Origin of the sequence: Microbacterium sp. Bi121 (genome assembly GCF_918698005.1) — a bacterium.
In the GTDB taxonomy this organism is placed as follows: Bacteria; Actinomycetota; Actinomycetes; order Actinomycetales; family Microbacteriaceae; genus Microbacterium.
In genome coordinates, this window is the sequence record NZ_CAKKLJ010000007.1 from 60066 (window position 1) to 74326 (window position 14261).

The window sequence follows — 14261 nt, forward strand, 5'->3', positions numbered from 1 at the left end:
CACCAACGCCGGCGACATGCTCATCGTCGACGACAGTGGGATCACCCATGCACCCCCAAGATTGAGCACCGAATAAGGAGGATCCTGGAACCATGAAGATCGAACCGTTACACATCGCTGAATGCCCCAGCTGGATCGAAGCCGGGCGTCGTGTTTCCGAAGCCCTACGAGAGACGGGCCACGAAGCAACAGAACTGCACTATCGACTCATCCGCTCTAAAAAAGACGCGGCAGAGGTTCCCTTCGCGGGATCCCCCACGATCACCCTGAACGGAGAAGACCTCTTCCCCGGTGCTGATACCAGCGTCGACTTAGCCTGCCGAATCTATGCAACCCTGGCGGGTCTCGCTGGTCTCCCGACGGTCGAGCAGATCCGAGAGGCCATCCTCACTCATCGCAACTGACTCCGACCAGGTGTGCACATGCTGCGGGCGATCGCTTCCCCGTAAGAAGCTGCGGTAGAGGCGAGGCCGCCGGCCAAGGTCAGGATCGTCATTGCGCCGCGACGACGCGCACCGTACCGGCAGGCGATGACCGTGAAAGCCGCTTGATAGAGCACGGATTCCCCAGCTGATGACCCGCCCTACGGAGAGCGCGGCCACACGCTCACCCGAGCGGGGCGGCGCCTCCACAGCGGTCATACCGAACGAAGTGCGTCAGCCGCCGCATCCAGCGCGCCGTCATTGAGAGCGAAGTACGCCCACTTACCCCGTTGCTCCCGCGTCACCAGACCGGCATCGGTGAGCAGCTTCATATGATGAGAGACCGTCCCTTGCGAAAGCCCCACCGGCTCTGTGAGATCACAGATGCATGCCTCACCGCCGGCGCCGGCCGCGATCAACGACAGCAGCCTGACGCGCGTGGGGTCCCCGAGTGCTTTGAACACGCGGGCGACACGTTCCGCGTCCTCTGCGGTGAGCGAAGATGTGATGCGCGGCACGCAGCAGGTGTTCGCTTCGATGGTGGTTGGCAAGCTCACGGGGCTAGTCTGACACGTATTGACATTCTTCGATAGATGCGGAACTCTTTTCATATCGAATAACTTCGATTTGAGGAGATGTGATGGATGAGCTTCCAGTTGTCGTGATCGGGGCGGGCCCGCAGGGGCTTGCCGCAGCAGCGCACCTTGCCGAACGCGGTGTGGACGTCGTTGTCCTCGAGCGTGGCGAGGGGCCCGCAGCAGCAGTTTCGGAATGGGGCCATGTACGGCTCTTCTCGGCCTGGCCGGAACTGACCGATGCGGCGGCACGACGTCTCCTCGAATCCACCGGCTGGAGTGCCCCAGCCTCGGGATACCCGACCGGCGCCGAATGGGTGAATGAATACCTCGCGCCGCTCGCCGACGTTCTGGGAGAGCAGGTGAGGTACGCCACGACAGTGACGGGCGTCTCTCGTCAGGGGCGTGACAAGGTCGTCGACGGTGGGCGCAAGAGTCAGCCCTTCATCGTGCACCTGGTCGACTCAGACGGGCATGAATCGCGCCTGGGCGCCCGGTCCGTCATTGATGCAAGCGGCACGTGGGGTCTTCCGAATCCGGCGGGCAGTGATGGATTCCCCGCGCTCGGCGAAGCAAGGGCCTCGGCTTCGATCTCGTACCGCATCCCTGACGACGTCTCCGAACTCGCCGGGTCGCATGTCGTCGTCGTGGGCGCCGGGCACTCCGCCACGCATGCCGTGCTGCGCCTGAGCGAACTGGCCAGGCGATCGCCCGGCACCCGCGTCACGTGGCTTCTGCGTCGCGGGAGCGCCATGAATGTCTTCGGTGGTGGGCTCGGCGATGAGCTCCCGGAACGCGCTGCGCTCGGCTCTCGCGCCCGCAGGATGATCGATGAGGGTCTGGTGAACCTAGTCACCGGATTCCGGGTCGCGGAAATCCGTCAAGAGGATGAGGCGTTGACGATCATCGCCGAGGACGGACGTGAGGTCGTGGGCGTCGCTCATGTGTTCGCCCTGACCGGGTTCCGGCCCGACACGGAGATGCTGCGCGAGCTGCGTATCAGCCTTGACCCCGCTCTCGATGCCGTCGCCGGGATCGCCGCGGAGATCGACCCGAACATCCACTCGTGCGGTTCGGTATCGGCAACAGGTGCCAGAGAGCTCGCGCAGCCCGAGCACGGGTTCTTCATCGTTGGGGTGAAGTCCTACGGGCGTGCACCGACGTTCCTTGCTCTGACGGGATACGAGCAGGTGCGCAGCGTTACGGCACATCTCGCTGGAGATCACGAAGCCGCCGCGCGCAAGGATCTCGTCCTGCCGGATACCGGCGTGTGTGGCGGGTCGGGTGACTTCGACGACAACGCGGGAAGTTGCTGTGCAGCCCCGGCTCCGGCCGTGGTGCAGATCGGGTTGCGTCCCATCCCGGTCGGCTAACCGCACATGCGAAAGGGTGAGGCCTCAGATCGAGGTCTCACCCTTTCGCGATCTCAGCCGACCAGGCGGGCAGCGAGTTGGCGGACCTTCTCGGCGACAGCGTCACGCAGTTCCCGCACGCCGTCGGCTTCCCAGTTCGACGGGTCAGGGAAGGACCATTCGACCAGCTCTCCGCCGACAGGACCAGGGAGCGGGAGTCCCGGCTTCATCAACACCACCACATCGGCGGACGCGAGATCCTCGACCGTGACAGCACGCGGACGGGCGGCGCTCGTGTCGATCCCGAGTTCCTGCAACGACTCAGCAATCACCGGATTGATCGTTTCTGCCGGGCTGATACCCGCGCTCGTCGCCACCAACTGCTCGGAGCCGACATGTGTGAGTAGGTGGGCGCCCAGCTGCGAACGCCCCGCGTTGTGCTTGCATATGAACAGGACGGTCCTTGGCTGGGTCATCGTGATTCTGCTTTCTAGGCTGCAGCACGATCGCTGCACTGGCAATGATCCGCTCGCCAGGTGACGGGCAGGTGAACTCTTTTCAGCATGATTGCATTCGGCATCGATGGATGTCAATATAGACACATGTCGATTCAAGAGGTTGAGCTGGTCATCATCGGTTCCGGACCCGCCGGGTACACCGCCGCCGTCTACGCGGCTCGTGCGGGGCTCGAACCAGTGGTGCTCGCAGGTTCCGTCACCGCGGGTGGCGCGTTGATGACGACGACTGAGGTGGAGAACTTTCCCGGGTTCGTCGATGGTGTGCAGGGCCCAGAACTGATGGAGTCGATGCGTGCGCAGGCCGAGCGTTTCGGCGCACGCATCCTGCTCGACGACGCCGTCAGCGTCGACCTCGAGGGTCCGATCAAGGTCATCGAGACCGGCGCCGGTGAGACCTTCCGTGCCCGCGCCGTCATCCTCACGATGGGGTCCGCTTACCGCAAGCTCGGACTGCCCGAAGAAGAGCGGCTGACCGGCCATGGCCTGTCGTGGTGTGCGACGTGTGATGGGTTCTTCTTCCGTGAGCAGGAGATCGTGGTCGTCGGCGGTGGCGACTCCGCGATGGAGGAAGCGCTGTTCTTGACGCGTTTCGCGTCGAAGGTCACTGTCGTGCACCGCCGCGAAGAGTTCCGTGCCTCGAAGATCATGGCGCAGCGGGTGCTGGATCACCCGAAGATCGACGTCGCGTGGAACAGTGAGGTCGCAGGCATCATCGGTGCCGAGAAGGTGCACGCTGTCGCCCTCCGCGACACCGTCACCGGAGCAGAACGCGAGCTTTCGGCAACCGGCATCTTCGTGGCTATCGGCCATGACCCGCGCTCCGAACTGGTCACTGGGATCATCGACACGGATGCCGACGGCTACGTGCTCGTCGAACACCCCTCCACCCGCACGAACCTTCCCGGAGTGTTCGCGGCTGGCGACCTGGTCGACCACACCTACCGCCAGGCCATCACCGCTGCGGGCACCGGATGCGCAGCCGCGCAGGACGCCCAGCACTACCTGTCCGCTCTCGACGAGAGCAACACGATCGAACTCGAAATCGAGGAAGTGTTCGCATGAGCGCCCCCACACCTGTCACCGACGCCACATTCCAGACCGAGGTCCTCGATGCGGATCTCCCCGTTGTCGTGGACATCTGGGCCACCTGGTGCGGACCCTGCAAGCAGATCGCACCTGTGCTGGATCAGCTCGCCACCGAATACGACGGCCGGATCAAGATCGTCAAGCTCGACGCCGACCAGAACCCGGAGACAGTAGTGGCCGCCGGTGTCACGTCGATCCCCACCCTGGGTTTCTACAAGAACGGTGTCCGCACCGACATCCTCATCGGCGCGCACCCGAAGCCTGTTATCGCCGAGAAGATGGAGGCGCTGCTCGCATGAGTGCTGCAACCGTTCCCGCACCGACGTCAACGACGCGCCGCCTGTCCACCCTGGACCGCTGGCTGCCGCTGTGGATCGGGCTCGCCATGGTCGCCGGCATCCTCCTCGGACGCTTCGTCCCCGGCGTATCGCCACTGCTCGCAAGCCTCGAAGTGGGCGGGATCTCGATCCCCATCGCCTTGGGTCTGCTGGTGATGATGTATCCGGTGCTCGCGAAGGTCCGCTACGACAAGGTCGCCGCGGTCACCGGCGACAAGAAGCTGCTCATCTCCTCGCTCGTGCTGAACTGGCTGATCGGCCCCGCGCTGATGTTCGCCCTGGCCTGGATGTTCCTCCCCGATCTGCCCGAATACCGGACCGGCCTCATCATCGTCGGGCTCGCCCGATGCATCGCAATGGTCGTCATCTGGAACGACCTCGCCTGCGGAGACCGCGAAGCCGCCGCCGTGCTCGTCGCGATCAACTCCGTCTTCCAGGTCGTCGCATTCTCACTGCTCGGCTGGTTCTACCTCACCATCCTCCCCGGATGGCTCGGACTGGACACGCAGGGACTCGACTTCTCCGTCGGAGCGATCGCCCTGAACGTGCTCATCTTCCTCGGCATCCCGTTGCTGGCCGGATTCGCATCCCGCTTCATCGGCGAACGCCGCAAGGGCCGCGACTGGTATGAAGAGAAGTTCCTGCCCAAGATCGGCCCGTGGGCACTCTACGGCCTGCTGTTCACCATCGTTCTGCTGTTCGCCTTGCAGGGCGAACAGGTCACCTCTCGGCCCCTCGACGTCGCGCGGATCGCACTGCCGCTGCTGGTGTACTTCGCGGTCATGTGGTTCATCGGACTCTTCACCGGCAAGGCCCTCGGACTGGGTTACGCGCGTTCTTCGACACTGGCCTTCACCGCCGCCGGCAACAACTTCGAACTCGCCATCGCCGTGGCCATCGGCACGTTCGGGGCGACGTCGGGTCAGGCCCTCGCGGGCGTCGTTGGCCCGCTAATCGAAGTGCCGGTACTTGTGGGGCTCGTCTATGTCTCGCTCTGGGCAGCACGCAAGTGGTTCCACACTGACCCATACGCCGCAGCTCCATGCACCGAGGTAAGGACGCCATGATGAATGTCACTTTGACCGCTGAGGACGCCTGCAGTCCGGTCGCCTCGCACGCGATCGGGCAGGACGCGGCGTCGTCCGTCGCAGCCACATTGAAGGCGCTCTCTGACCCCCTGCGCCTGCGGATGTTGTCCGCGATCGCCTCCGACCCGCGCGGGGAATCCTGCGTCTGCGACCTCGCTGAGCTCGCCGAGGTGTCACAGCCGACCGTGTCGCATCACCTCAGGGTTCTCAAGGACGTCGACGTGCTGACCTCTGAGCGCCGCGGCACCTGGGTCTGGTACAAGATCAACCCGAACCGCCGCCGCGCCGTCACCACGCTGCTGGATTCATTTGCTCCCGCGACCGTTGCACCCTGGACAGAAGACGCGGCCGACGAGGCGCGCCGACCAGACTTCGACGCACGCGTCACTCATCTCGCCGACGAACTGGCCGCAGAGATCCCGGCGATCGACTCAGCAACCGTCCTCACCATCGTCCGAGAGTCATACACAGCCCTCGCTCGCACCGCCCGGGTCACCTCGGCTCTGATCCCGCTCACGGAGCGGTTCGCCCGGCAGCGCCTGAGCGACCTCACCCGCGACCGCGACACAGCAGTCCCGCAGGTGCTGTTCGTCTGTGTGGCGAACGCCGGCCGCTCGCAGCTCGCCGCCGCACTGGTCAATCAGCTCGCAGGCGGCAGGATCATCGCCCGCTCAGCCGGCTCCAGCCCCGCAGATGTCATCCACCCGCACGTGCGATCACTGCTCGCCGAGATCGAAGGCGACGGCGCCGCCGAGCGATTCCCGAAGCCGCTGACTGATGATGCCGTCAGGGCTGCGGATGTCGTCATCACAATGGGCTGCGGCGATGTCTGCCCCATCATCCCCGGCGTCCGCTACGACGACTGGGCCGTCGGAGACCCTGCCCTCGCCTCCCGCGAAGGCGTCGAAGCCATCCGCGACGACATCACCGCCCGCGTGCGCACCCTCGTCGACGATCTCCTCAACTGACCGCTACTCACTACCTGGAGTCACTATGACTGATACCACCGCAAAGCCGTCCGTCCTGTTCGTCTGCGTCCATAACGCCGGCCGCTCCCAAATGGCCGCCGGATTCCTCCGCGACATCGCCGGCGACCGCATCGAAGTCCGCTCCGCGGGATCCATGCCCGCCGACCAGATCAACCCCATCGCCGTCGACGCCATGGCCGAGCTCGGCATCGACATCACCGCCGAAGCCCCGAAGGTACTCACCACCGAAGCGGTCCAGGCCTCCGATGTCGTCATCACGATGGGCTGCGGGGACGCCTGCCCGTTCTTCCCCGGGAAGCGCTACGAGGACTGGGAGCTCGACGACCCGGCAGGTCAGGGCATCGACTCGGTCCGCCCCATCCGCGACGACATCCGTGCACGCATCGAGCAGCTGGTAAGCGAGCTCGTCTGACGCACCAGGCGTGCTGGTGACGTTCTCACGACTGCCTACCCTGTGGGTGTCTGGATAGCCGCTTGCGCCCTCAACGCCCGTTACGATCACGCACCCGAAACGGCTCCTGCCTCGAGTTTCACCCTCGCTCCGACAATCGGCTGATCACGCGGCGAGGGGACGACGCAGTGCCCGAGTGAGCGGTTGCTAAGCGGAGCTCGCAGCGCAGCGGAGAGCGGAGTCTGCAAATAGCGAACGGCAGGAACGGAGTCGTTTCCTCGCCGCTACACTCTCGCCGTCGGAGGGAGGTGAGCGGCGCTCAACGCCTTCTACGCCTACGCGCTCGCGACAATCCGACCGACGGAAACGGCCGTCACGATCAGTGGCACCCGAGACACCTTCACCGACATACAGGCGAGCGGCTACCGCCGAATGGCGCCGGCATCCCCCTGCGGCAGTCCGCAGCCAGTCCGCAAAAAGTCCGCAGAATTCTCCGCGCACGCCTTTCAGGCCCGTCCCACGACAACCAGAAATCCGCGTAATTCCGCGGATTTCACCTGCGGGCAACCACTGGCAAACACCCCGATGCAGTCCATCAACTACCGCTGACCTCCGGCCACTCCCGGATCACGCCGGCGCGCGACCCTCATAGAGCACGACAGGTGTCGGCGGCAGCGGCCGATCACTGACCCGCACGCGGCGGACATCGACGTCGATGAAGCCGGCCTCCGCGAATCTCGAGAGCGTGTCGCGATTCTGATGGCACCCCGCGCACCAGTGCACCGTGAACGGGGTCGCTGCGCGTTGCAGCAGCGGCAGCATCCATCCCCGTGGCGCGAGCACGTGTTCGACGAACAGCATCCGTCCTCCCGGAACGAGGACGCGCCGCAGCTCGTTCAGGGCCGCGCGGACGTCGGGCACCGTGCACAGCACGTATGTCCCGACCACCACATCGATCGAGCCGTCCGGGAGCGGTACGCTCTCGGCCCCGGCCGCCATCGGTACGGCGGCGTGCCCCCACTCGCGCGCCCGACGTGCGAGTTCCTCCCGCCGAACGTCGTCGGGCTCGAGCCCCTGCCACACGACATCGGGCGGCAGCGCCCCGAAGTTCTCACCGCGCCCCGCACCGATCTCGAGCACACGTCCGCGAGCGCGACCGACGAGCTCGCGCTCCAGATCGTCCAGCTGATCGTCATCGATCAAGGGGTCCTTGGGCACGAACTCAGTCTGCCCCGATGAGGCTCTCGCGGTCGTGACATCCATCACGAACTTCGCGGGCTGCTCGCCGCCCATCCGACGACCCAGCGCTCCAGCCGGGCGTACGACTCGTCGCGCGCTGACTTGCGCGACAGGAACACGTCGTGGAGTGCGCCGTCGATCCGCTCCACGGTGACCGACGATCCCAGACGCAGGGCGCGCTGCGCGACGCCCTCCACCACGAGCACGGTGTCGGCCGAGGTGAGCTCATCCGACCAGCGCGTGGGCAGAGCCGACCGAGCAGACAGCAGTACGCACACCGGGGCCGTGATCGAGAGCCCCTCGGCGACGGTACGGTGCCCGTGCAGGATGGCGCGCAGCCACCCGGCATGAACGGACATCGCCGGCACCGGGCGCCATTCCGGGTTCGTCTCCATGAGGTCATCGGGGTCGACGACGGCCGCCTGCGCGCGTGCGTAGAAGCCGAGATCGATCTGGGGCGCCGCCTCCATCGGGCGCAGCCGCGCCTGCAGTTCGACCATCGGGGTGATCGCAGCACGCAGCGGCGCGAGCTGGAATTCCAGCCACGGCGAGTTCAGGATGACGGCGTCCGTCGCCTCAGGATGCCGCGACGCCCACAGGCTGAGGACGAGCCCACCGGTCGAATGCCCCATGAGGACGAGCCGACGAGAACCACGGGCATCGGAATCCATGGCCGCGACAGCGGCTTCGATGTCCTCGTCATAGGTCGCGAGGTCGGCGATGTACCCTGGCGTCTGCCCGTCGCGCAGGCTGCGGCCGTATTTGCGCAGGTCGAGCGCGAAGAACCGGGCACCGTGTGAGGTCCAGAACCGCGCCAGCCGCTTCTGGAAGAAGTAGTCGGACCATCCGTGCACGTACAGCACGTCGACGCCGTCGAGCAGCGGCGGCGGAACCTCGACGGGCCGCCCGCGGAGTCGGCGCACGAATCGATTCCACCCGCGCGGCGGTTCGGGGAGAGGATCGGGCAGCGCGCGCACGAGCGTCGCGACGACCTCGCCCTCATGGTCCTCACCCAGCGGCAGCGTGGTCTGCTCGAACTCGTCGCCGAGGACGTCGGGCAGCCAGGCGGTCATGGCGCCAGCCTAGCCGCGGGTGACTCACTCCCCGCGGGAGATGCGCACCATCTCGTCGCGCGGGACCACCTTGATGCGCGCGCGCTCGTGCGGCGCACCGAGGGCGACCTCGTGCTCGTCGAGTCGGTGCCAGCCGTCGAGGTCGGTCCACTGGATGCCGCGAGACTCGAGCAGTGCCGGGATCGCCGCCTCCGACGGATCGGCCGGCTGCCACCACGAGCCCTGGTCGTTGACCAGGTGCTGCACCGTCTCCATCGCATCGGACTTCGTGTGGCCGATGAGTCCGACCGGTCCGCGCTTGATCCAGCCGGTGGCGTAGATGCCGGGGACGCGCTGATTGGAGTCCTTGGCGATGACCTGACCCTCGCGGTTCGGGATCACCCCGTGCTTCTTGTCGAAGGGGACATCCTTCAAGGGCGACCCGAAGTAACCGACCGCGCGGTACATCTGCCCGATCGCGATCTCTCTCAGCTCGCCCGTGCCGGTCATGCCACCGGAGCCGTCCGACTGCGTGCGCTCGTAGACGATCGCGGCGACTTTGCCCTCGGCATCCGTCTTGATCTCGACCGGCTTCGCCCAGAAGTGCAGGTGCAGACGGCGGGACGCCTCTCCCCCGGCGTTGTTCACCGACGGACGCGTGCGCCACTGCTGCAGGATGCGGTCGATGACCTTGACCTGCTTGTTGCTGGCGACGGCATCCTTGGATGCCTCGTCGTAGTCGAAATCCTCGTCGTAGACGACCATGTCGACGTCGCGCAGCTCACCGAGCTCGCGCAGCTCGAGCGGGGTGAACTTCACCTGGGCCGGCCCTCGGCGCCCGAAGACGTGGACGTCGGTGATCTTCGATGCCTCGAGGCCGGCGTGCACGTTGTCGGGGATCTCGGTCGGCAGCAGGTCCTCCGCATGCTTGGCGAGGATGCGGGCCACGTCGAGCGCGACGTTGCCGTTGCCGAGGACGGCGACGGACTCGGCATCCAGCGTCCAGTCGCGCGGCACGTCGGGGTGGCCGTCGAACCAGCTGACGAAGTCGGCTGCGCCGAAGGACCCGCCCGCGTCGATGCCCGGGATGTCGAGCGTGGTGTCGCGGATGGCGCCGGTGGCGAAGATCACCGCGTTGTAGTGCTTCTTCAGGTCGTCGAGCGTGATGTCCTCGCCGAAGCGCACGTTGCCGAAGACACGGATGTCGCCGCGGTCGAGCACGTCGCGAAGAGCGTTGACGACGCCCTTGATACGCGGGTGATCGGGGGCCACGCCGTAACGGACGAGGCCGTACGGTGCGGGGAGCTGCTCGAACAGATCGATCGACACGTCGAACGATCGCTCGGTCTTCAGCAGAATGTCAGCGGCGTAGATGCCAGCCGGGCCTGCCCCGACGATGGCCAGCCTGAGCTTGGTCATGGGTGTCCTTTCGGATGCTGCAGCGATACGGATGCGATCAGCTGCTGCGGTCTGCAAGTGTCTCTGCGAAGCGGATCAGCGCATCGCGCACCGTGCCCTTGGGCAGCGGCGCAAGGGCTGCGATGGCATCCCGGGTCCAGGTGCGGGCGAGCTCGAGCGTCTTCTGGGTGACGACGTGGTCACGCAGCTCAGCGAGCGGCTGATCGAGGATGACGGCATCCGCCCCGTCGGCGATGCTGGCCACGCCGTCGTCGATGCGCGTCGCGAGGCCGGCGGACGCGGCATCCGTCTCCGCCTTCAGGAGCAGGTACGGCATGGTCGGCACCCCGGCTCGGAGGTCGGTGCCCGGGACCTTTCCGGTCTCGGCCGGGTTCGCTGACAGGTCGATCACGTCGTCGAGGAGCTGGAACGCGACGCCGACCTTCTCGCCGTAGACCCGAAGCGGCTCCTCGTATTCGGCAGGGGCGTTGGAGAAGATCGCCCCGCCCTGGGTGGCGGCGGCGATGAGGGAGCCGGTCTTGTCAGCGAGCACCTGGAGGTAGAACTCGATCGGGTCATCACCCGGCTGGGCGCCCACGGTCTCGTGGAGCTGCCCCATCACGAGCCGCTCGAACGTGTCGGCCTGCAGCCGGATCGCGCGGTCGCCGTAGTGCGACATGAGCTGACTCGCGCGGGAGAACAGGATGTCACCGGTGAGGATGGCCACGTTGTTGCCCCACACCGCGTGCGCTGCTGGTACTCCGCGTCGGCGGTCGGCGCTGTCCATGACGTCATCGTGGTAGAGCGAGCCGAGGTGGGTCATCTCCAGCGCCTTGGCGATGTCGATCACCGGCGCGATGTTGCCCTCGCCGAGCTGTGCCGTGAGCAGCGTGAGAACGGGGCGGATGCGCTTTCCACCGGCCTCGTACAGATAACGAGCAGAGGCGTCGGCGATGGAGTCGGCGACGCGCAGTTCTTCAGCGAGGCCGTTCTCGACGAGGTCGAGCCCTTCTTCGATCTGCCGTGCGATGCGGCGTGCGGCAGGCCCGACGAACACGCGGTCGCTGAAGCCGAGACGGCTCGCGAGGCGCGAACCCGGGGCAGCGGGGCTCGAAGTCACGGTTCCCACCCTACCTGTGGCTCACGCCCGGTCGGTCGCCGCTGCGGCGTCTGCCGCGGGCTGGTCGAGCGGCTTGGTCGCACGGTGAAGCGCGACGATGCCGAAGGAGAGATTGCGGTAGGCCACGTCGGTCCAGCCCGCTTCGCGGATCCAGGCGGACAGGCGCTTCTGGTCGGGCCAGTCGCGGATCGACTCGTTCAGGTAGTCGTAGGCATCGCCGTTGGTGCCGGCCAGACGCGCGACCCGCGGGAGGACCTGCGCGTTGTAGAACCGGTAGAGCCCACGGAACACCTTCGCCGGCGGCGTGGAGAACTCGTTGATCACCATGCGCCCGTCCGGCTTGGTCACGCGGAAGAGCTCGGCGAGCGCCTTCTTCGGATCCTGCACGTTGCGCAGGCCGTAGGACATCGTCACCGCGTCGAACTCGTCATCGGCGAAAGGCAGGTTCGTGGCGTCGGCTTCGACGAACGAGAGGTTCGGCAGGTGGCCGTGCCGGCGCTCGCCCTCGGCCAGCATCCCCGGCGAGAAATCCGCCGCGACGACGTCGGCTCCGCTCGCGGCGAGGGATGCCGAGGAGGATGCCGTGCCCGCCGCGAGATCGAGGATCCGCTCGTAGCGCTGCGGTGCGACGGCACGGGTGGTCGCCGCACGCCAGAACGCGTCATTGCCGAGCGTCATGACGGTGTTCGTGCGGTCGTATCCGGCCGCGACCTGGTCGAACATGCCGCTGACGCGCTTCGGGTCCTTGCCGAGGTCGGCGCGGTTGGGCTGGCTCACTCCTCCAGTCTAGATCTGTCCGGCCGCAGCGACTGGAGTCGGTCGAGCCAGCGGTCGGCGGTCGCGTCGTCGAAGGGCGCGGTCTGGGCGCGGACGCGCTCCTCGAGGCTGAGCGTCAGCGCTTCGAGTCGCGCCATGACGTCGGCCGGATAGCCGTACCGGATACTGTGCTCCGCCCACTCGTCGCGGTCGTCGACCCAGGTGCCGCTCGGGCCTTCCGCCGGGTCCCTCTCCTTCTCGAGCCGGATCACGTCGAGGTCCATGTCGATGCCGGTCGCCAGCAGCGGGTCATCCGACCAGCGGACGTCCCAACCCAGATCGATGTAGATCCGCATCCCGAACGGATGATCGCGGTTCACGGTCAGGGCGAAGTCACCGGACGGCGGAACGAGCGTGACGTTGGGCGCTTCGGCGTGGAACTCCGCGCCGGGACGGATGCTGTGCCATCCGATCGGCTGCCCGACCCAGTCGCCCCACTCGTCGGACCCCAGATAGACGCACTCGTGACGCCAGTGCGGCGAGTCGTCCCACTTACGCCACTGGAAGATCATCTCGGTGCCGGGTTCGGGGCGGGAACTCACGCGGCCAGCCTAGTGGCGGCATCCGACCGGTATCGCCCGACGAACTATCCTGGATGGGTGACCAAACGCCTGATCGTGCAGACCCGCGAGTTCGATCCGGTCGACGATCTACTGGCGTATGCCGACCCCGATCGGCCGCTCGCCTGGTTGCGTCGCGGCGACGGCATCGTGGCGGTCGGCTCCTCGGATCCGGCCACAGCACCGGCATCCATCCGCGTCTCGGCCGGGCAGGGCGTGCTGCGCAGCGCGATCATGGCCGACGCTTGGCGCGAGATCGTCGCGAACGCCGAGGTCGACGACCCTGTGGGGGTGCCGGGGACGGGCCTGGTCGGTTTCGGAGCGCTCACCTTCGACGAAGGGTCGGAGGCCGACAGCATCCTGATCGTGCCGTCGATCATCCTCGGCAAACACGCCGGGCGCGGCTGGATCACCCGGATCGCCATCGCCGGTGATGAGCTGCCGCAGGATCAGCCGGGCGCCACCATCGACCCGTGCGCGTACGGACCCCACTGGGCCGGGACGGTCGGGCCAGGTGCGCAGTCGCCGAACGGCTATCAGGCATCCGTGCGCACGGCACTGGATCGCATCGGGAGCGGCGCGGTCAGCAAGATCGTCCTGGCGCGCGATCTGGCAGGGACGATCCCCAGCGGGTCCGACCTGCGGCGACTCGTCCGCGCACTCTCGACCGGCTACCCCGACACGTGGACGTTCGCGGTCGACGGTCTCGTCGGTGCGAGCCCGGAGACCCTCGTCACGGTGCAGGACGGCACCGTGACCGCGCGCGTGCTCGCCGGGACGATCGGGCGGGGTGCGGATGCCGATCAGGATGCCGCCGCGTCGGCGCATCTGGCGTCGAGCACGAAGGACATCGACGAGCACGAGTACGCGGTGCAGAGTCTGCTCGACTCGTTGCGCCCGCACGTTCGGGCGATGGCTTCGAGCGAGCAGCCGTTCCTGCTGAAGCTGCCGAACCTGTTCCATCTGGCCACCGATGTCGAAGCAGAGCTCTCAGACGGCGGATCGGCACTGGATCTCGTGGGGGCGCTGCACCCGACGGCCGCTGTGGCCGGCACGCCGACGAAAGTCGCCGTGGCGGCGATCCGCGAGATCGAGCCGTTCGACCGCGGCCGATACGCGGGGCCGGTCGGCTGGATCGACGGCGAGGGGAACGGCGAGTGGGCGATCGCGCTGCGGTGCGCTCAGTTCACCCCGTCGGCGGACGCGATCGCCGTCACGGCATACGCGGGTGCCGGGATCGTGGCGGCGAGCGACCCCGAGACCGAGCTGCTCGAGACGCGGGTCAAGTTCCGTCCGCTGGTCGACGCGCTGGCCTGA

16 protein-coding genes are annotated in these 14261 nt (G+C 66.8%); 8 read left to right on the top strand and 8 right to left on the bottom strand.

Annotation, left to right across the window (positions count from 1 at the left end):
- Positions 1 to 92: 92 nt before the first annotated feature.
- Positions 93 to 404: a thioredoxin family protein gene (locus LQZ87_RS12210; protein ID WP_230103716.1), complete on the top strand. Its 312-nt coding sequence runs from the start codon at positions 93 to 95 to the stop codon at positions 402 to 404.
- Between the two features lie 233 nt (positions 405 to 637).
- Here the strand turns inward: LQZ87_RS12210 and LQZ87_RS12215 are convergent, their stop codons facing one another.
- The gene (locus tag LQZ87_RS12215) at positions 638 to 979 is read right to left on the bottom strand and encodes a metalloregulator ArsR/SmtB family transcription factor (protein ID WP_051606287.1); all 342 of its coding nucleotides are present in this window, start codon (positions 977 to 979) and stop codon (positions 638 to 640) included.
- An 83-nt stretch (positions 980 to 1062) separates the two neighbouring features.
- Here LQZ87_RS12215 and LQZ87_RS12220 point away from each other — a divergent pair, with 83 nt between their 5' ends.
- The gene (locus tag LQZ87_RS12220; protein WP_152545299.1) at positions 1063 to 2370 is read left to right on the top strand and encodes an FAD-dependent oxidoreductase; all 1308 of its coding nucleotides are present in this window, start codon (positions 1063 to 1065) and stop codon (positions 2368 to 2370) included.
- A gap of 53 nt (positions 2371 to 2423) precedes the next feature.
- Here the strand turns inward: LQZ87_RS12220 and LQZ87_RS12225 are convergent, their stop codons facing one another.
- Positions 2424 to 2825, bottom strand: a complete 402-nt coding sequence (locus LQZ87_RS12225) for a low molecular weight phosphatase family protein (RefSeq protein ID WP_200872840.1) — start codon at positions 2823 to 2825, stop codon at positions 2424 to 2426.
- Between the two features lie 126 nt (positions 2826 to 2951).
- Between LQZ87_RS12225 and trxB the strand changes: the two genes are divergently transcribed.
- From trxB to LQZ87_RS12250, 5 genes are read left to right on the top strand one after another with little or no spacing between them, the layout of a single operon-like run.
- Positions 2952 to 3929 carry a thioredoxin-disulfide reductase gene (gene trxB / locus LQZ87_RS12230; protein WP_230103717.1) on the top strand — a complete coding sequence of 326 codons (978 nt, stop codon included), beginning with the start codon at positions 2952 to 2954 and terminating at the stop codon, positions 3927 to 3929.
- Positions 3926 to 4252: a thioredoxin gene (trxA, locus tag LQZ87_RS12235; protein ID WP_230103718.1), complete on the top strand. Its 327-nt coding sequence runs from the start codon at positions 3926 to 3928 to the stop codon at positions 4250 to 4252. The genes trxB and trxA overlap by 4 nt, the downstream gene beginning before the upstream one ends.
- Positions 4249 to 5358: an ACR3 family arsenite efflux transporter gene (gene arsB / locus LQZ87_RS12240; RefSeq protein ID WP_230103719.1), complete on the top strand. Its 1110-nt coding sequence runs from the start codon at positions 4249 to 4251 to the stop codon at positions 5356 to 5358. Before trxA ends, arsB begins: the two co-directional genes overlap by 4 nt.
- Positions 5358 to 6347 (top strand): metalloregulator ArsR/SmtB family transcription factor, encoded by a 990-nt coding sequence (locus tag LQZ87_RS12245; protein ID WP_230103847.1) that lies wholly within the window; start codon positions 5358 to 5360, stop codon positions 6345 to 6347. Before arsB ends, LQZ87_RS12245 begins: the two co-directional genes overlap by 1 nt.
- 25 nt (positions 6348 to 6372) lie before the next feature.
- Positions 6373 to 6780, top strand: coding sequence for an arsenate reductase ArsC (locus tag LQZ87_RS12250; RefSeq protein ID WP_036275889.1), 408 nt, complete (start codon positions 6373 to 6375; stop codon positions 6778 to 6780).
- A 606-nt stretch (positions 6781 to 7386) separates the two neighbouring features.
- Here the strand turns inward: LQZ87_RS12250 and LQZ87_RS12255 are convergent.
- The 6 genes from LQZ87_RS12255 to LQZ87_RS12280 are packed head-to-tail and all read right to left on the bottom strand — an operon-like array spanning position 7387 to position 12926.
- Complete coding sequence (locus LQZ87_RS12255; protein ID WP_230103720.1) at positions 7387 to 7977, bottom strand: class I SAM-dependent methyltransferase; 591 nt, start codon at positions 7975 to 7977, stop codon at positions 7387 to 7389.
- A gap of 44 nt (positions 7978 to 8021) precedes the next feature.
- The gene (locus tag LQZ87_RS12260; RefSeq protein ID WP_230103721.1) at positions 8022 to 9071 is read right to left on the bottom strand and encodes an alpha/beta hydrolase; all 1050 of its coding nucleotides are present in this window, start codon (positions 9069 to 9071) and stop codon (positions 8022 to 8024) included.
- Positions 9072 to 9095: 24 nt separating this feature from the next.
- Positions 9096 to 10469: an FAD-dependent oxidoreductase gene (locus LQZ87_RS12265; protein ID WP_230103722.1), complete on the bottom strand. Its 1374-nt coding sequence runs from the start codon at positions 10467 to 10469 to the stop codon at positions 9096 to 9098.
- A 37-nt stretch (positions 10470 to 10506) separates the two neighbouring features.
- The gene (locus LQZ87_RS12270) at positions 10507 to 11568 is read right to left on the bottom strand and encodes a polyprenyl synthetase family protein (RefSeq protein WP_230103723.1); all 1062 of its coding nucleotides are present in this window, start codon (positions 11566 to 11568) and stop codon (positions 10507 to 10509) included.
- A gap of 21 nt (positions 11569 to 11589) precedes the next feature.
- Complete coding sequence (locus tag LQZ87_RS12275; protein WP_290368273.1) at positions 11590 to 12345, bottom strand: class I SAM-dependent methyltransferase; 756 nt, start codon at positions 12343 to 12345, stop codon at positions 11590 to 11592.
- Positions 12342 to 12926, bottom strand: coding sequence for a hypothetical protein (locus LQZ87_RS12280; RefSeq protein ID WP_230103724.1), 585 nt, complete (start codon positions 12924 to 12926; stop codon positions 12342 to 12344). The genes LQZ87_RS12275 and LQZ87_RS12280 overlap by 4 nt, the downstream gene beginning before the upstream one ends.
- 57 nt (positions 12927 to 12983) lie before the next feature.
- Here LQZ87_RS12280 and LQZ87_RS12285 point away from each other — a divergent pair, with 57 nt between their 5' ends.
- The gene (locus tag LQZ87_RS12285; RefSeq protein WP_230103725.1) at positions 12984 to 14261 is read left to right on the top strand and encodes an isochorismate synthase; all 1278 of its coding nucleotides are present in this window, start codon (positions 12984 to 12986) and stop codon (positions 14259 to 14261) included.